Here is a 17,275-nt window from a genome sequence, read left to right as displayed (position 1 = left end):
TATTACTAAATAATTACAATATTTTTTCAAGATACAACCTAATTCACAGTCGAATACACCAGAAATGTATACCTACACGCAGGAATGTTATAATAAACAGGTTCAAGTTGATCTCCAAATCTATGTAAACGAGAGGAGAAACATCCATGAATACGAAACAGTTAGAGCGGATTCAACATGCGAGCGGCTTTATTGCAGCCTTGGATCAAAGCGGAGGAAGCACTCCGAAAGCATTGCTGCAATACGGTATCCGTGAAGACCGTTACACTAATGATCAGGAAATGTTTACCTTAGTGCATGCGATGAGGACACGGATCATCAAAAGTCCCGCGTTTGATTCCAGACACATTATAGGTGCCATTCTTTTCGAAAACACGATGGATCTTACCATTGACGGCCAGTTCACCGCCGATTACCTCAGGGAGCAGAAAGGCATTGTGCCTTTTCTCAAAATCGATCAGGGACTGGCGGAGTTTAACAATGGGGTTCAACTCATGAAGCCCATCCCCGGGCTGGATGAGCTTTTGAAGCGGGCCGTCCAAAAAAATATTTTCGGAACCAAAATGCGCTCACTGATTAAGGAAGCCAACCCTGGCGGCATTCATGAAGTCGTAGAGCAGCAGTTTGCCTTCGCAAAGCAAATTGCCGGACATGGTCTGGTGCCGATCATCGAACCAGAAGTGGATATTCATAGTAGCGATAAGGCACAATCGGAAAAGATATTAAAAGACGAGCTTTTAACTCACTTATCCACTCTTGGCAAAGACGTAAAAGTCATGCTGAAGCTTTCTTTACCGGCTGAAGACAATTTCTACAGTGAGCTGATCCAGGAACCGCATGTGGTACGGGTCGTGGCATTGTCCGGCGGCTATACCCAAGCGGAGGCCAATGAAAAGCTGTCGCGTAACCACGGATTAATCGCCAGCTTCTCCCGTGCCTTATCACAGGGACTTAGTGACGGGCAGACTGATGATGAATTCAACGCATTGCTCGCAGAATCCACACAGGCGATCTATGAAGCCTCAATTACCTGAGTCGGTTTATCCATACGAACGCCCCCGGAAGTTAGTATCTCCGGGAGCGTTTTTTTTCGCCTTAGTGCCTCCTCAGAATGGTACCGGTTCATATCTCGAAAATGCCGATTCTTCGATTCGCCCAAACTCCCTTAACAGCAATACGTTGTGAATGGCCCAATTTGCTTTCCACCAGTTTTCCGCTACCGCGAATGTATTCGGGTAATCCGCCCACTGCCACATAATATCCCATACACCCTCGCCAGTTCTGGAATGAAGGATGTATTCCAGTTCCTTTTCCACAATCTCTTCGTTCCCTTTGTAAAAAATACTTGCTGCAGACGATATGTACATGGAAGGCCTCATCGAGTAGACCGGCCACTTGGCGGGATCTCTTTCAATCGCATCATACACCAACTCCTGCAGCTTTGCTGCAAGTACATCACAATTGTATCTGCCATTTAACGCTGCCGACTCTGCATCCCGTAGAAAGGTAGCATAACCGCCAAGCTCATGGCTTTCGAGTGATCCAGACTTACTGAGCTTATCCATCATTTTATCACCAAGGGCCAAGGCTTTCTTATACAATCCGGAAGAATGGTCAGCAAACTTTAAGATAAAACCGGCTAAGCCTGCCGTAGCGTGGAAACCATTGTCGATGTTATTTTGTTCGCTATAGGTATACCAGGGTGCATGGGGAAAATCACTGTTGGATGGTATGGTAAACGGCCAGCCTTGCTCAGAAAACGGTTCACAGTGCTCAAGGTAAGCCAGAATACGTGTGATTTGAGGATGATGTGCATCAGCAATCCCGATTTCATGGAGTATGGCAACCGCAATTCCAGTTGTATACGGTGAAGAATTGGGATTCCAATTATCCGCATCTAAAGCATGACCAAATCCGTTATCACGGTTGCGATAGGCCTCCAGAGCCTGAAGAACTTGTTCTGCACTCCCATTCTCAAAATGATATTGCCATCTTGCCAAATCAAGCGGCCGCGCATTCCGGTACATCCACCATCTGATTTCCTGAACATCTTCAATGGACAGCTTACTCATTACCGAACAACCTCCCTGTAGATAAGTGCTATCCGTATCGTATCAGGAAACCCTGTCAACCGTATTGCAAAAAAACGACGCTGCTTATCGGATATTCTCCCAGCGGATGATCTCCTCCCGCGCCCTGGGTGCAACTTCAGTTCCGAGAACAGAATCATTACTGCACTGGTCAGGCGTATCCGGCTGGTAAGAGCTGCCGCCGCAGCCATCACAACCGCAGGAGAGGATGCGGCAAAATCCGGCCGGTGATGCTCTCCCACACCGTATACATCCAGACCTACCTGATCTGCAAGAACGATTTCCTCCACTACTTCACGCAGCCGTTCCGCGTGACTCATCGTCCTGCCCGTGTTCACATCCGGCGTTGTTTCAACAAACGTGCTTATTCCCAGTTCCACTGTTTTGTTCCCCCAAGCTGTTATCGTTATTAATCTTTTAATGACATTATTCTATCTTTAAATTACTGAATATTCAAAATTTAAATTCAATAGTGTTCAATCTGAACATAAAAAAGCAGGCTGGATTGTCACTCACGTGACCCTCCAGCCTGCTTACTGTAAATTTATTCACCAGCTTGTCTTATTACTTAGCAAGTAGTTCAGATGCAAGCTTCTCGGCCCCGTCAAATATGGAATAGCTGTATCCCCAGAACTGGTTGAAGTCGATCGGATAAATCGTTTTGTTCTTGACGGCATTCAGACTTTGCAGTGACGGATCCGCGTAGAAGGCCTTCAGCGTCTTTTCCGGATCAACCCCTCCGGTATAAACCGAGAGCAGCAGGACATCCGGGTTGGTAGCAATCAGCTGTTCCTTGCTGATATCTCCCGTAACGGTACCAAAGCTGTTTTTGAGTCCAAGCAATCCCAGTACATCGCCTGCAAATGTATCAACATTCCCGCTATAGATCGCAATTGCCCCATTTCCGCCGTCGGAAACATAAGCGAAGGTTTTCTCTCCACTCGCTGCTGCATTATCTTGCAGCGTCTGGGCACGCTGTTTCAATTCTTCGATATAAGCAGCTGCGTTCTCTTGTACATCAAAGATTTGGCCCAGCTGTTCGATATCCTTGTACAAGCTGTCGAGTGTAGCTCCCTTAACGCTGGTGTTCTGTACAAACGTCTTGATCCCCAGCTCGTTTAAGCCCTCAACTGTCCCTACACCCCAATCCGCATCCGCGTACAGGTCACTGCGACCCAGAACCAGATCAGGACTTGCGCCGACAACGAGCTCCTTACTGGCATACTCTTTGGAGATGACAGGAATCTTCTTGAATTCTTCCTGGACAGCCGGATCTCCAGCACCGTAAAGTGCGGCAACGCCTACCATTTTGTCGGTAAGTCCCAGTTTGATTAGCAGCTCGGCAGCTCCCTGAGTATTGGCCACTACCTTTTCAGGCGCTTTGTCAAAAGTCTGGGATTTAGCCTTCCATTCTGTTCCTTCACCGCTGTTGGTGAAGTTCTCGATTGTGAGCGGGTATACGGTCTTCGTGTTTGGAGCAGCAGTCTCTTCTGCGGCGGTGTTACTGCTATTAGTTGGTGCAGCTGTGCTCGCTGCCGCATTCTCATTCTTCGTGTTCGACGAACATGCGGCAATCATTACCGCCATCAGCAAAACTATCATGAGCGGTGCGTATCTTTTGAATACATTTCTCATTATCCTTGTCCCCTTTTCTGTATGTACGTAACTCGTAGAATATAGAAAGCAGGAGCATCTGTCAATGATAATAATTCTCATTGACAATCATTCTCACTATGAGATATATTTTAAATTAAAACAAATCAACGAAGGAGTCTTATGAATGCGATGCAAAATGAGATAGCTTTACAATCAGAACCAAAGCAATCCATCATTAACAGCCGCTACGGATTTATGACCGTTATTATTACTCTATTAATAATTACAATTCTGTCGGCTGGCGCAGCCGTATCCTTTGGACAGGTAGATATTCCCGTCTCACAATCCTACCGGATTCTGCTCCACCACATTACAGGCATTCAAATTGGAGATGTTCAGGATCTGACCTCCGGCTCCTTTGTCGATATCATCTGGAAAATCCGTTTCCCCCGCGTATTGATGGCGATGTTCATCGGTGCCGGCCTTACCCTGTGCGGAACCATTATGCAGGCTGCTGTACAGAATCCGCTGGCCGATCCATACATACTAGGTATTTCCTCCGGCGGTTCGCTCGGTGCAACGTTCGCCATCCTGATCGGCTTCGGGTCCATGGGGCTGCTCGGCCAGACGGGTGTTGCCTTCTGGGCCTTCGCCGGTGCAGTCGGTGCTTCACTGCTCGTATTGCTGCTGGCAAACGCCGGAGGCAAAATGACCTCGGTTAAGCTCGTGCTTGCCGGGATGGTCATTAACGCATTATGTACCGCCTTTGCCAATTTCATTGTTTATTTTGCCAACAACGCCGAGGGCATTAAGACCGTTACCTTCTGGACCATGGGCAGCCTGGCCGCTTCCAGCTGGGATAAGCTGCCGCTGATTGCGGTAGCTATCGTGCTTGCCGTCTTCTTTTTCCTGCTGCAATTCCGCGTCCTGAACGCAATGCTGCTTGGAGATGAGGCTGCGGTTACACTGGGAATTTCACTCGGCGCCTACCGCAAAACCTATATGATCATTACTGCGCTGATTACCGGCATCATGGTGGCAAGCTGCGGAATGATCGGATTCGTAGGTCTGATCATCCCCCATCTGGTGAGAGGGCTGGTCGGCTCTGACCACCGGAGACTGCTGCCGGCATCCATCCTGTTTGGTGCCATCTTCCTGATCTGGACGGATGTTATCGCCCGGACCATTGTTCCGAATGTCGAGCTCCCGATCGGGATCATTACCGCCCTGATTGGAGCCCCTATGTTTATGTACATGCTGGTCAGAAAAGGCTATGCGTTTGGAGGTAAATCCTAATGAACTTAAACGTTGATCACTTATCGGTCTCCTTCTCCACTGTAAATATTGTTAAAGATGTGTCCCTGAAAGTCCGCAACAAGCAGTTTGTCGGCCTGATCGGACCCAACGGCTGCGGTAAATCCACGCTCCTGAAGAGTATATATAAAGTCATCAAACCGCGGCAGGGTGACGTCTTCCTCTCTGAACTCGATGTTATGAAATCAAGCCCTAAGGTTGTCGCGCAAAAGCTGGGTGTGGTCGGCCAGTTCAACGAGCTGAGCTTCGACTTCACCGTGCGGGAAATGGTAGCCATGGGCAGAACCCCGCACAAAGGAATGCTCGAGACTGACAATCAGGAGGACCAGAGCATCGTCTCCGGCGCGCTGCGCAGGGTGAATCTGGAAGGCCATGCAGACCGCAGCTATAATTCATTATCCGGCGGAGAGAAGCAGCGTGTCATTCTGGCCCGTGTCCTTGCCCAGCAGCCGGAATTCATGATTCTCGACGAACCGACCAACCATTTGGATATCAAATTCCAGCTGCAGATTCTTAATATCGTCAAAAAGCTGGATATCGGCATTCTCGCCGCGCTCCATGACCTTACCCTCGCTGCGGAATATTGTGATTATCTGTACGTCATGAAAAACGGGCAAGTCGCCGCCAGCGGCAGGCCTGAAGATATTCTAACCAAGGAGCTGATCGGACAGGTATTCGATGTGTCCAGTGAGACTTACCGCAACCCCGTAGCCGGCGGACTTGGCATTGCTTATCTGGAGACAAGGTAACACCTGAATGATTATGATGTAAAAGAAAAAGAGAGTCTCCTGCTGAAAGGAGACTCTCTTCTTTGTTATGGTTTACTGTCCTGAATGGGGGGGTTGCCCCCTGAACAGCAAAAGAACGGCATCGCTGCCGTTCTTTATGTGATGGACTCTCAGGGGCTCGAACCCTGGACAAATAGATTAAGAGTCTACTGCTCTACCAACTGAGCTAAGAGTCCATATAATGTTGGATTTAATAAATCAACTTCAAAGGGAACTCTTATATCATACCTCTTTGAGATCCGTATGTCAATATTTTTTTAAGCAGATTATAACGTATAATGGAAGATGCAGAAAATTCACACGCTGAAACGGAGGACACGGCCTTATGATTCTAAAACTAAATTGGATTACGCTTCGGGTACGCGATCTGGAGGCTTCTCTTCACTTTTATCACCGGATCTTGGGACTTCCCATTGAACGCAGATTTGAGAGCAGAGGAAGACAGATTGTGATGTTAGGGACAGAGGGGCAGCCTAAGATCGAGCTGATTCAAGGTACAGACCCGGCTCTGAAACCCGAATGCGGCGTGTCCGTCGGGTTCGACGTAGCGTCTCTGGACCGGGCAATCGAAGAATTGAAGGGCCAGGGCATCCTGGTAGCGCGCGGGCCGGTTTCGCCGAATCCCAGCCTGCGGTTCTTTTATGTGCTGGACCCGGACGGCTTCGAGGTGCAGATCGCAGAGCATAGCTAGACCAGGCTTCTCAAGTTAAGGATTGATGACAAAGACCGCCCTTTACTAGCAGCGGTCTTTGTTTATTACTGGTTTTTGCGCGAGAGAGCATAGTAGACCGGAAGTCCGGCCAGGGTTATCCCTATTCCAATAAGAGAGCGCAGTGGATCACTGACAATCGTGCTGCCCAGAATATAGAGCCCGCCTGCCACTCCGATGATCGGAGTAACCGGGTACAGCGGCACACGGTAACGCCCCTTCTCCGCCGGCATTTTTTTACGCAAGATGAATACACCAAACACACCCATGGTAAAGAAAATCCATAATACAAATACCAGCAAGTCCGTCAGGGTATCAAAGGTACCCGAGAAAATATAGATTACCGCCAGCACACTCTGAAAAATAAGCGCATTGGCCGGAGTCTGGAACCTGGGATGGATGCTGCTTAGTACACGGGAAAAAGGAATCTGATTCTGCTCTCCCATAACCTGAGGCACCCGCGCAGCGGTCATTAAGTAACCGTTCAGCGCACCTAGTACCGACACGATAATTCCTGCCGTAATAAAAGCCCCGCCGCCGCTTCCGAATAACGCCTCAGCCGCGTCAGCTCCAGGAGTCTTGGAAGAAACAATCTGATCGTAGGGCAGTACCTTGAAAATTGCAATATTGAACAAGACATATACGGCAATAACAAACATAACTCCGATTGAAATGACTTTTGGCAGTGTCTTAACCGGATCTTTGATTTCTCCCGCCATATTGGTCACCCCGATCCAGCCGTCATATGCCCATAGCGTACCCAGAACCGCCACCCCAAAACCAGCACCCGCTGCTGATGCCCCTATCCCCCCAAAACCGGGAGCCAAATTCGAGAAGAGGCCAACACCGATGATACCTGCCACCGGAATCAGCTTGCCAACAGTCGCAACAGTCTGAATGATCCCTCCGAATTTGGTGGCAATGACGTTCATGATGAGGATAAAAGCCAGAATCAAAACAGCGAGCAGCTTCTGCTGCCAGTCATTCATCGGCAAAAAGTAGCCAGAATAGGTAGCAAAGGCAATCGCAAGTGCTGCTACTGAAGCAGGATATGAGATTACAGCCTGCACCCACCCCAGCAGGTATCCAAACACGCCCCCATAAAGTTCCCCCAAATAGGTGTACAGACCACCGGATTTGGGAATAGCAGCTGCAATTTCCGCTACGCTCAGCGCAGAAGCCAGGGTAATGATTCCCCCCACCCCCCAGGCCAAGATACTCATCCATGGTGTGCCAGCATTATTAAGCACAATACCGGGCTTCAGAAAAATCCCCGACCCGATAATCATCCCTACAACAAGGGCTAAAGCTTCAAAGAAGGTTACAGTTTTTTTCAGCGGCTTCGTAGTATTCATAGTAATTTTGTTATTCCTTCCTATCACGATTTGCTCTTTTCACCTCATATTAACATGAAGTGACAGATTCGAAAGCGAACTAATTCATTTCCAGGTCAACTTTGGTTATAAACAAACTTACCGTTGTAACATCCATTCTTTGGAAATATAATGATCGTATTCGTTGAGAGCGCTTAAATATAGTGACACTCTAACCTGCAATTCATTTAAGGAGGCTTATAAGTTATGCTGCAAATTCCAGGCGTTACCGACTGTTCACCGGTAGAGGTAGGGTATGACGCATCAAGAATCGGCGTGTTGAACGCCCATTTTCAGAAGCTGATTGAAGACAATAAACTCCAGTCTGCATCCTATTGTGCCTCAAGGTACGGAAAGACATTTATGCACGGTGCTATTGGTCCCCTGTCATTTCGTGAAGACAAGCCGGAGCCGCTGCTACCAACAACCGTACATAATATTGCATCGATCACCAAGGCCGTTACCTCTGTCGCAGTCGCCAAACTTGTTGAGGACGGAATGATCCGGTTTAACACCCCAATAGGTGATATACTTGAACCTTTTAAGGTAGCGCCTTTTGACAAAATCGATATTTACAGCCTTCTGACCCATACCTCGGGGATGTTTCCCGACTGTGCGGAGAGCCTGGTTCCCTACCATAAGTCTTATTGGCAGGTAATCGATGAGTATTTTGAGAAATATACGCCTGAGGACGGTGAGCCGGACTGGATCAAAGCTGCGCTGAGCTGCGGCCTAAATAAACAACCAGGTGAGGAATGGCAATACTGCTCATTCGGCTTTTGCCTGCTCGGTGAAGTGATCAAAAAAGTGACCGGGATAACCGCGGAACAGTATATAGAAGAGCAAATCCTGAAGCCTCTGGGTATGAAAGATACGGTTTGGGAACTGACTCCTGAATTGGCCAGACGGGCCATTATCAGAAACGAGCGGTACGAAAAGCGGTTGAATGATATTGTCGACGGGAAGCAGCCTGAATACTCGCAGGCGGAAAAGCTGTGGGATACCGTATCCAGAACCGGCGGCGGCCTTATCTCAACTCCAGCCGACATCATCCGGTTCGCCAACATGCTTTTGGGGATGGGGACGCTTGAGGGTACACGTATTATCGGCCGTAAAGCAGTCGAAAAAATCACGACCCGCACCCTGTACGGAATTCCTGATCACTGCTGGGGAGCAAGTGAAAGTGACCGGAGCTATGGCATTGGACTGGATATGCGGAGAGGTCCGGCTTACCTCTATTCTGATACCACTTATTTTCATGAAGGTGCAGGAGCCTGCTGTATGGTCATAGACCCCACAGAGCAGCTTGCTGCCGTATGGTTTGTCCCATTTTCCGGTGATAACTGGTACGCAGAGGGATTATATAATGTAACCAATATTATTTGGTCCGGGCTCACTTAATGAACAGCTTGAAATACAAATGGCAGATTTGCCGGACGGTGGCGGGCGTAACCTATAAAGAATGGAGTGCCTACCGCACTCATTCCATGGTGTCCATTATCGTCGGCCCCGTATACTTTATGGTGCAATATTTTATCTGGACGGCGGTATATGGAGACCATTCTTCGCTTGGCGGGTTCTCGCTTCCCCAGATGATCCGGTACTTCGGTGCTACTGCGCTGATCGGGTACCTGATTATGGATTTTGCCGATTGGAACTTATCCATGCTTGTGCGCACCGGTAAGTTCCTGACCTTTCATTTGCGGCCGATTCATCACCGTTCCTTCGCCTTGTTTCAAAAAATCGGACACCGGTCGCTGGGCTTCCTGTTTGAATTTCTGCCCTGCCTGTTGATCTTTATATTTATTTTCGGTGTCGATATGCGGCCGGCGAGTTTTCCCTGGACGATTCTAAGTGTGCTGCTTGCCTTTATGATGAATTTTTATGTGAACTACACGATTGGCCTGACTTCCTTTTGGCTTGTCCAATCCAATGGAATACGCAGTGCATTTATGCTGGTGTCGGGCATTTTTTCAGGTGCGCTAATTCCACTGGATTTTTTCCCGCACTGGCTTCAGGTGACCCAGTTCTTCCTGCCGTTTCAATACATCGCTTATATGCCTGCAATGGTATTCACCGGACACTATTCGCTTGGAGGCCTTGAGCTTTCCATTCAGCAGGCTGTGGGTGTGCAGGCTGTTGCAGTGTTCATTACCTTCGGATCAAGCGAGCTGGTCCGCCGTCTGGCGATGAAGCAGTTTACCGCAGTCGGCGCGTGATTGCCCCATGAGAGGATAATTCTGTACATGAAACGGTATCTCGAGGTTTATAAGCAATGCATGTATTCCGCTATACAGGCAACTGCAGCTTATCGCATGAATTTCATCATCAGCAGTCTCATCACACTGTCCGGTAATATTCTGTTTCCGCTGGTGACTCTGCTAATTTACCGGGCAGGCACCAGCTTTCCCGGCTGGAGTTTATATGAGGTGCTGCTGATCCAGTCTGTATTCACCATGTCCAGCGGCCTCTCGAGCCTTATTTTTGGCGGTGTCCTCTGGACCACCATGTCCCATATCCGTGAGGGAAGCTTCGAGGTGATTCTGCTGAAGCCGCTGAACCCGCTGTTTTTCATTGTCGCTACTACATTTTCTACCGATAGTATCGGCCTGTTTCTGGGCGGTGTTGCGTTATTCATCTTCTCCGTTATCCAGGCAGGTGCCATTCCGCTGCTCTTCTGGCTTCAATTTATCGGGCTGTTCATCGCCGGGGCGGCGGTCCTCGCAGGATTATCGCTGATGATGGCCGCGATGTCCTTCAAATGGGTGGGCAATTCGAGAATATCCGAGCTTGCTGACAGCGTGCTGAATATCGGAAAGTATCCCTTGCCTATTTTCCCGAAGGCTGTGCAAACTGCAGCTACGATGATCATTCCTGTGGGAATGGTGGGCTTCCTCCCCGCTTCCGCGCTGCTTGGCCGGGTGCAGGCTAGGGATTTCATAGCAGTACTGCCCTGCATTTTATTCCTGGCGGCAGGGGTATGGGTGTACCGGCATATGATCAGATTGTACGAGGGGGTAGGCGGATGATGCCGGTAATTGATGTTCAGCATTTGACCAAGACATATACCACCTATAAGCGCGGTGCAGGCGCGGGGCAGACGATCCGAAGCTTCTTCCAGCGCGAAGAAGTCGTAATCCATGCCGTCAACGATATCAGCTTTGCCATCGGGCAAGGGGAAATCTGCGGGATTCTGGGTCCTAACGGGGCTGGAAAATCCACCGCGATCAAAATGCTCTGCGGTGCGCTGTATCCCACAAGCGGAGACATCCAAGTGCTTGGTTATTCTCCTGCCAGGGACAGGAAGCGCTATGTCGGCAAAATCGGAGCCGTCTTCGGCCAGAAATCTCAGTTAATCTGGGACATTCCGCCGATCGACAGCTTCAACATGAACAAGGCAATCTACGGGATCACCAACCACGACTTTAAAAGCCGCCTGGAAGAGCTGACGGAGCTGCTCGATATTGCCCACGTAATCGAAAAGCCTACAAGAGTGCTGTCTCTTGGGGAACGAATGAAATGCGAATTTGTCATGGCCATGCTGCACCAGCCGGATATTATGTTCCTGGATGAGCCGACCATCGGGCTTGATGTGATCGCCAAGGTCAAAATCCGCGAATTCATCCAGCAGCTGAATCAGAAGCGGAATATGACCTGTATTCTGACTACTCATGATCTTGAGGATGTGGAGGAGCTTGCCCACCGGGTTATTGTCATTAATCACGGGGAAAAAGTCTTTGATGATTCGCTGCAGCGGCTGAAGCTGTTTCTCGGGGAGAAGAAGCGGGTCAGCTTTACTTTTGCCGACTCTGCCGGTAAAACCGTCTTCGATAATGCCTACGCCAAGGTAATTGACCGGCCGTCGGATTTTCAAATTACCCTTGAAGTGGACACGGCCCAAATTTCAATTAGTGATTTCCTGGAAGACATCTCCCGGAAGCACCGCTTCACTGACATTTCAGTCAAGGAACTGCCGATCCAGCAGGTGGTGATGAATATCTACGAAAATGCTGAGGGGATTTTAACCAATTGAATCACTTTTTCATTCGCGATATAATTAGAAGCATAAGTCGTGAAGCACACGCCGCTTTCATACAACAACCGCCTGAGGTTTATTTGCGGGGAGTTGTAAGGAAGCGGCTTTTTTGCGCAAAAAACAACGTTCACAGAGCGTTAATGGAGGACTATGAGGATGCCGCGATTTGAACAGCAATATGAGGAATGGTTGCAGAGCAATCTAAAGAATGAGAGCAACCACAGGCGAAGGGAGTTACTCGGCAAAGGATTAGGCCACGGGACAATAGAATTCCTGCGAACGGTATGGTTTCCGGCAATCGGGAATTTGGACCACGTGTTTCCGGAGTGGGAAGTACGTGATTTCAATAACGGTTACCGCTATCTGGATTTGGCTTATATGCCTGGGGGAGTGAAAGGCGGAATAGAGATTCAGGGCTATGGACCACATGCCCGGGATCTGGACGTGAGGAGATTCAAGGATTTATGCCGCCGGCATTGCCTGCTTGCCCTGGATGGCTGGACCTTTCTCCCCATCGCTTATCCTTCGATTGTCGAAGAACCTAAGCAATGCCAGCAGCTGGTGCTGTCTTTTATAGGTAAATTCATCGCGACGGATGTGTCTTCCTCGTTAACTTGGCTGCAAGCGGAGACACTGCGTTTCGCAAGACGTCTGCTTAGGGCATTCACCCCCATAGAACTTGCACAGCACCTCAAAGTTACGGATAGACACGCCAGACGAATTCTACACGAATTGGTTCAACTGCAATTACTGGATGTTGCAGGCGGCGGACAGCAGCGAAATCGTACATATCAACTGAGGGTGTAACTAAGAAAGCGTTAGGTGGGTAGAACGATGAGACTGGGGTTGGGGGGGCGGGGGGGGTCAGTGGGCCGGCGGATCAATGGGTCGATGGCTGACTAATCAGTGACTTGGGATTGGACTGGACTAAAATTTTACAGCCATCGTAGTGTTGGAGGAGTCGAATGAATCGCTACGGACCGAGGAGCACTTATTATCAGCAGAAGCGCTGTTTCGTCTCTCTTACGGACTCAGATGCAGTTATTTGCTTATATCCGTGTAAAATATTGCCCGATGGAGGGAAATAAGCGCAATACGGTCCGTTAGCCCTGCTAAATGTGCCGATTCAAGGGAATAAGGGCTGTGGGGTCCATAGCAAACAAATGGAGGAACTCAGGGGAGCATTGGTTAGTCTGAAGTTGAACTTCGGGGTTAGCGACCAACCGATCGTAACTTATGGACGGCTCTGGCAGACAGCATTGGCAGCGGCCGTCGGCATACTGGCCTTCGTCCTTAGCAGCCCGATTGGCATTAGAGGTTTACGATTGGCGTTGGCACTCGGTATCGATAATTGTCGGTTAGCAATTGCCGTGGTATTTCACTTCTCCGCTATAGTCGAAAACAAATCAGAATCCCTGCCCTCAGCTAACCACACTCCCTGAGACAGCAAAAAGAACGGCATCGCTGCCGTTCTTACTTTGATGGACTCTCAGGGGCTCGAACCCTGGACAAATAGATTAAGAGTCTACTGCTCTACCAACTGAGCTAAGAGTCCGTATGATGTTATTGGTGGAGCCAAGGGGGATCGAACCCCTGACCTCATCGCTGCCAGCGATGCGCTCTCCCAGCTGAGCTATGGCCCCATGGTGCATATTTTAGAACTACATTATGTACTCTAAAATCAGGTGTGAGCCGCAAGCTCACTTCGCTTCGTCATGTTTAAGTTCCGTAGGCGACTTCTATATAATATAAAAAATCGCCCTCGGTGTCAACACTTTTATAAATAAGTTTTTATTCATGAGATTAACGAATATATGGCCGATGAACTCCAGGAGAAGCCCTATAGCCCCTCCAGCTCTCCAGTATTCTTGGACAGCAGTCCCTTCAATTCCTTCATGAACATGTTGATGTCCTTAAACTGGCGGTATACGGAGGCAAAGCGGACGTAGGCAACCTCGTCAACCGGATATAGCTGCTCCATCACCAGCTCGCCAATTTGGCGGCTCTCTATTTCTGCTAAGGCGATGCCGCGCAGCGATTTCTCAACCTCGGAGACGATGGATTCCAAGCGCTCTACAGACACAGGGCGCTTCTCACAGGCGCGGATCAGGCCGCGCAGGATTTTATCGCGGCTGAATTCTTCGCGGCTGCCGTCCTTTTTGATTACAATCAGCGGGGTTTCTTCGATCATCTCGAAGGTAGTAAAACGCTTGCTGCAGCGCTCGCATTCACGCCTGCGCCGGATCGATTTATTCTCGTTAGCCGGACGCGAGTCAAGTACTTTGGTATTCGTATGGTCGCAGTAAGGGCATTTCATAAGCTCAGGTCACTTCCTTTTCCATTAAATATAGGAGGCCTTAGCGGCCACATTCGGGTTTTGGAGCTGTAATTCTTATTTCCATAAAACACCGTTTTATTGTTGCTATGAATCTGGCGAGAGCAGCACATAATACTGTTACCAACCGATAGGAGGTGAACAGCAATGAGCCAAAGCAGCAACTCCAACAACCTGGTAGCTCCAAATTCACGCGGTGCCTTGGAACAACTTAAATACGAAGTTGCCCAAGAATTAGGTATCACTCTTTCCCCAGACGGATACCAAGGCAATAAAACTTCTTACGAAAATGGTTCGATCGGTGGTTACATCACTAAACGTCTTGTAACGCTGGCTGAACAGTCCCTGGCAGGTCAATTCAAATAACCTGTCCCCAATAAGCTTGCCTAAAGAAGTATTAAACGGCTAATCGCCGTTTAATGCTTCTTTTTTTACAGGATAGCATTGCTTTAGAACTCGCTGTAAATCTCTGTGTACTGGTTATAATAATAAATTACCCGCTGAACGTAATGCCGGGTCTCGCCGAACGGAATATCTTTTACAGAACCCTCTGTACCGTCCCAGTCGCCATTATCCAGCCAGCGCTGCACTTTACCGGGTCCGGCATTGTATGCAGCGATCACCGCTGTGCGGTTGCCTTCAAACTGGCGGGAGAGCGAGGATAAATACCAGGTTCCCAGCTCAATATTGGCCGAGGGCTCCTCCTTTAGCTCGTCCAGCGACACATCGGGAAGCTTGGCCTTCTCAAGCGCCCATTTAGCCGTATCCGGCATGAGCTGCATGAGGCCTAGTGCGCCTTTCCTGGATTCCCGGCCTGTCTTAAAATTGGTCTCCACGCGGATAATGGCTGCCACCAGAAACGGGTCCATCTCATAAGTGATACTGTGCTTACGGATTTCATTCTTATAATGAATGGGATAAAACAAAGACATCCAGTTGGTGCTCAGGAACAGAATTGCGGTAAAGCCTACGAATAACATGAGCAGTACTCTTTTTTTACGCAGCCACCTCATGATAAACCCAGCCTGTCCCAAAGCACTGCTACCTGCTGTTCAGTATGGGTAAGCTCGCCGCTGTTGTCGATAACGTAATCCGCTCTTCTGCGCTTCTCTTCGATATCCATCTGAGCATCCAGCCTGCCTGTGGCTTGCTCAAGAGATAACCCGTTACGCTGCATTAGTCGGGCTAGCTGGATCTCCCGGGGCACATACACAACGGTTATCTTCTTAAACAGATTGTCCAGCGCTGATTCGTAAAGCAACGGTATGTCCACGACAATCAGTGACAGCGGATCTTCTTCTTCCATCGCATACATCGTTTCTTTGATCTCCTGGCGGATCGCAGGATGTGTCAGGTTATTCAGCACCTGCAGGGCAGCCTGGTCATGAAAGACGATTTCTCCCAGCGCAGACCGGTTCAGTGTGCCGTCCTGCAATAATATGTTTTGGCCAAAATGCTCCACAGCTGCAGCCAGCACGGGATGCCCCGGGAGCATGACCCCTCTTGCGATTACATCGGCATCGACGAGCCGTGCTCCTTTAGCTACAAATAATGCAGAGACTGTGCTTTTTCCGGAAGCAATGCCTCCGGTTAAGCCCATAATCATGTACTCACCTCATAACAGCTTCATTATTCCCATAGCAATTAATAATAACGCCGGCAGAGCAGCCGCATGTTTCATCCAGAAGCTCCCCGACAGCTTTAGACCGGTTTTCATTCCCAGCAGTAAAAAGGTTCCGCTGAACAGGGCGATCATCAGTGAGGTCGGGACCGGGCTAAACCCAAGCAGCGCAGCACCAAGCCCCGCACCAAAAGCGTCCAGTGACAGCGCAATACCGAGGATCACTGCCTCCATAGAGGAAATACTCCCTGAGTCATCCATGTCGGCGGAAGAAGGCGTCCGGAGAATCTGTATCACTACTCCCAAATGCCGCAGCTCCAAAGAAAAAACTGCTGATTTGTGGGGCCAGTCTCCGGCCGGATTCACAGACTCTTCATTTAATGGAACAGGCTGTGCCTCCGCTCCCTGCGGACTGTGCTCCCGTTCCTTTTGCATCAGCATCTGTACCAGGGACCAGCAGCCCATTAAGACGAGAATAACCGCTCCAATCATGGAGGCGGCATCCGGTGAGACAACCTTGGCTAATAGTACACCTACCTGCATAGAGACACAAATGACTATCCCCGAACAAAGCGAGATAATCAGAATGGAGAGCAGCGGTATCTTCATTTTGCGTAATCCATATGTAATGCCTACACCAAAACCGTCCAAACTAAGCGCAAAGGCCAGCAGCAAAAGTGAAAACAATGGGCTGATCACCCGCAATCCCTCCCGTGAAGAAACGGAAGTCCGGCGGATCCATCCGCTCGGTTCCGTTACCTTGATTCAGCATTCTTCACACAGTATATGGGCGGGACGGGCAGTCGGTGCCTGACTTATTGCGGCAGCTTGGACAGGTATGGTGTATAGTACCTGTGGATTAGGAGCATTCCAGGGTCAATTCTTATTTACATATACAGATAAAGGCTGGCAGGTTGGACAGATATGCGTGCCCCGGCCGCCTACTACACTTTTTTCAATCAGGGTACCGCAGGTGCTGCACGGCTGGTCCTTGCGGCCATAAATGAGATGCTGCTGCTGGTAGCTGCCGCTCTCTCCCTGGCCGTTGACATACGATTTCACGGAAGAGCCTCCGGCATTTACAGCATCCGTCAGGGTTGCTACAATCGCGCTATGCAGCCTGCCGAGCTGCTCGTCCGATAGCAACTTCGCTGTCTCCTCCGGATGAATTCCTGCGCGGTGCAAGGACTCATCTACATAAATATTACCGATGCCGACCACATATTCCTGATTTAAGAGCAGCGGCTTGATTTTGGTGCTTCGGCCAGCGACGATCTCCTTGAACCGTTCCAGGGTAAATGAAGCATCCAAGGGCTCCTGTCCCAGCTTATTCAGCGGTTTGAGCAGCAAATCCTCGCCCGGCTGAAATAAATGCATCGTTCCGAATTGGCGTACATCCGTGTAACGGAGCTC

18 protein-coding genes, 3 tRNA genes and 1 pseudogene are annotated in these 17,275 nt (G+C 49.3%); 10 read left to right on the top strand and 12 right to left on the bottom strand.

Annotation, left to right across the window (positions count from 1 at the left end; translation table 11 throughout):
* The first annotated feature begins 146 nt into the window (after nt 1–146).
* Complete coding sequence (locus AQR02_RS06590) at nt 147–1,034, top strand: fructose bisphosphate aldolase (RefSeq protein WP_054939902.1); 888 nt, start codon at nt 147–149, stop codon at nt 1,032–1,034.
* A 72-nt stretch (nt 1,035–1,106) separates the two neighbouring features.
* On the opposite strand, the gene AQR02_RS06585 is transcribed toward AQR02_RS06590, so the two are convergent.
* The 3 genes and pseudogenes from AQR02_RS06585 to AQR02_RS06575 form a co-directional block, all read right to left on the bottom strand.
* Entirely contained in the window at nt 1,107–2,027 is a 921-nt protein-coding gene (locus tag AQR02_RS06585) for a hypothetical protein (protein WP_209444128.1), read from the bottom strand.
* 188 nt (nt 2,028–2,215) lie between these two features.
* A pseudogene (locus tag AQR02_RS31075) lies at nt 2,216–2,470 on the bottom strand (LLM class flavin-dependent oxidoreductase); the annotation flags it as partial.
* A 184-nt stretch (nt 2,471–2,654) separates the two neighbouring features.
* Nucleotides 2,655–3,725, bottom strand: coding sequence for an ABC transporter substrate-binding protein (locus AQR02_RS06575; RefSeq protein WP_054939899.1), 1,071 nt, complete (start codon nt 3,723–3,725; stop codon nt 2,655–2,657).
* Between the two features lie 216 nt (nt 3,726–3,941).
* Between AQR02_RS06575 and AQR02_RS06570 the strand changes: the two genes are divergently transcribed.
* A complete protein-coding gene (locus tag AQR02_RS06570; protein WP_425339998.1) occupies nt 3,942–4,982 on the top strand; it encodes a FecCD family ABC transporter permease in 1,041 nt (346 codons plus the stop codon).
* On the top strand, nt 4,982–5,749 hold the full coding sequence (locus AQR02_RS06565) for an ABC transporter ATP-binding protein (RefSeq protein WP_054939898.1): 768 nt from the start codon (nt 4,982–4,984) through the stop codon (nt 5,747–5,749). Before AQR02_RS06570 ends, AQR02_RS06565 begins: the two co-directional genes overlap by 1 nt.
* 142 nt (nt 5,750–5,891) lie before the next feature.
* Here the strand turns inward: AQR02_RS06565 and AQR02_RS06560 are convergent.
* Nucleotides 5,892–5,964: transfer RNA gene (locus AQR02_RS06560), tRNA-Lys, on the bottom strand.
* Between the two features lie 149 nt (nt 5,965–6,113).
* On the opposite strand from AQR02_RS06560, the gene AQR02_RS06555 reads away from it, so the two are divergent.
* The gene (locus AQR02_RS06555; protein ID WP_054939897.1) at nt 6,114–6,479 is read left to right on the top strand and encodes a VOC family protein; all 366 of its coding nucleotides are present in this window, start codon (nt 6,114–6,116) and stop codon (nt 6,477–6,479) included.
* Nucleotides 6,480–6,544: 65 nt separating this feature from the next.
* On the opposite strand, the gene AQR02_RS06550 is transcribed toward AQR02_RS06555, so the two are convergent.
* Nucleotides 6,545–7,852, bottom strand: coding sequence for an APC family permease (locus AQR02_RS06550; protein ID WP_054939896.1), 1,308 nt, complete (start codon nt 7,850–7,852; stop codon nt 6,545–6,547).
* Between the two features lie 225 nt (nt 7,853–8,077).
* Here AQR02_RS06550 and AQR02_RS06545 point away from each other — a divergent pair, with 225 nt between their 5' ends.
* The 5 genes from AQR02_RS06545 to AQR02_RS06525 all read left to right on the top strand — a co-directional run bounded on the left by AQR02_RS06545 (nt 8,078) and on the right by AQR02_RS06525 (nt 12,713).
* Entirely contained in the window at nt 8,078–9,271 is a 1,194-nt protein-coding gene (locus AQR02_RS06545) for a serine hydrolase domain-containing protein (RefSeq protein WP_054939895.1), read from the top strand.
* Nucleotides 9,271–10,089: an ABC transporter permease gene (locus AQR02_RS06540; protein WP_054939894.1), complete on the top strand. Its 819-nt coding sequence runs from the start codon at nt 9,271–9,273 to the stop codon at nt 10,087–10,089. The genes AQR02_RS06545 and AQR02_RS06540 overlap by 1 nt, the downstream gene beginning before the upstream one ends.
* 96 nt (nt 10,090–10,185) lie before the next feature.
* Nucleotides 10,186–10,899, top strand: a complete 714-nt coding sequence (locus AQR02_RS06535) for an ABC transporter permease (protein ID WP_245237165.1) — start codon at nt 10,186–10,188, stop codon at nt 10,897–10,899.
* Nucleotides 10,896–11,903 carry an ABC transporter ATP-binding protein gene (locus AQR02_RS06530; protein ID WP_054939892.1) on the top strand — a complete coding sequence of 336 codons (1,008 nt, stop codon included), beginning with the start codon at nt 10,896–10,898 and terminating at the stop codon, nt 11,901–11,903. Before AQR02_RS06535 ends, AQR02_RS06530 begins: the two co-directional genes overlap by 4 nt.
* Nucleotides 11,904–12,062: 159 nt before the next feature.
* Entirely contained in the window at nt 12,063–12,713 is a 651-nt protein-coding gene (locus AQR02_RS06525; RefSeq protein WP_054939891.1) for a hypothetical protein, read from the top strand.
* 675 nt (nt 12,714–13,388) lie between these two features.
* Here the strand turns inward: AQR02_RS06525 and AQR02_RS06515 are convergent.
* The 3 genes from AQR02_RS06515 to nrdR all read right to left on the bottom strand — a co-directional run bounded on the left by AQR02_RS06515 (nt 13,389) and on the right by nrdR (nt 14,223).
* A tRNA-Lys gene (locus tag AQR02_RS06515) sits at nt 13,389–13,461 on the bottom strand.
* A gap of 12 nt (nt 13,462–13,473) precedes the next feature.
* Nucleotides 13,474–13,549: transfer RNA gene (locus tag AQR02_RS06510), tRNA-Ala, on the bottom strand.
* A 197-nt stretch (nt 13,550–13,746) separates the two neighbouring features.
* A complete protein-coding gene (gene nrdR / locus AQR02_RS06505; protein WP_054939889.1) occupies nt 13,747–14,223 on the bottom strand; it encodes a transcriptional regulator NrdR in 477 nt (158 codons plus the stop codon).
* 165 nt (nt 14,224–14,388) lie between these two features.
* On the opposite strand from nrdR, the gene AQR02_RS06500 reads away from it, so the two are divergent.
* On the top strand, nt 14,389–14,607 hold the full coding sequence (locus AQR02_RS06500) for an alpha/beta-type small acid-soluble spore protein (protein ID WP_054939888.1): 219 nt from the start codon (nt 14,389–14,391) through the stop codon (nt 14,605–14,607).
* Nucleotides 14,608–14,690: 83 nt separating this feature from the next.
* On the opposite strand, the gene AQR02_RS06495 is transcribed toward AQR02_RS06500, so the two are convergent.
* From AQR02_RS06495 to mutM, 4 genes are all read right to left on the bottom strand, one after another.
* Entirely contained in the window at nt 14,691–15,254 is a 564-nt protein-coding gene (locus AQR02_RS06495) for a lytic transglycosylase domain-containing protein (RefSeq protein WP_054939887.1), read from the bottom strand.
* Nucleotides 15,251–15,847 carry a dephospho-CoA kinase gene (gene coaE, locus AQR02_RS06490; protein WP_054939886.1) on the bottom strand — a complete coding sequence of 199 codons (597 nt, stop codon included), beginning with the start codon at nt 15,845–15,847 and terminating at the stop codon, nt 15,251–15,253. The genes AQR02_RS06495 and coaE overlap by 4 nt, the downstream gene beginning before the upstream one ends.
* Nucleotides 15,848–15,856: 9 nt before the next feature.
* Nucleotides 15,857–16,561, bottom strand: coding sequence for a sporulation membrane protein YtaF (gene ytaF, locus AQR02_RS06485; protein ID WP_054939885.1), 705 nt, complete (start codon nt 16,559–16,561; stop codon nt 15,857–15,859).
* 177 nt (nt 16,562–16,738) lie between these two features.
* The coding region (mutM, locus tag AQR02_RS33635; RefSeq protein WP_245237164.1) for a DNA-formamidopyrimidine glycosylase at nt 16,739–17,275 on the bottom strand (537 nt) is incomplete at its 5' end.

This window comes from Paenibacillus ihuae (genome assembly GCF_001368795.1).
GTDB lineage: Bacteria > Bacillota > Bacilli > Paenibacillales > Paenibacillaceae > Paenibacillus_AQ > Paenibacillus_AQ ihuae.
Note: the sequence above shows the minus strand (reverse complement) of the source record. Positions and strands in the feature narration are given on the sequence as shown.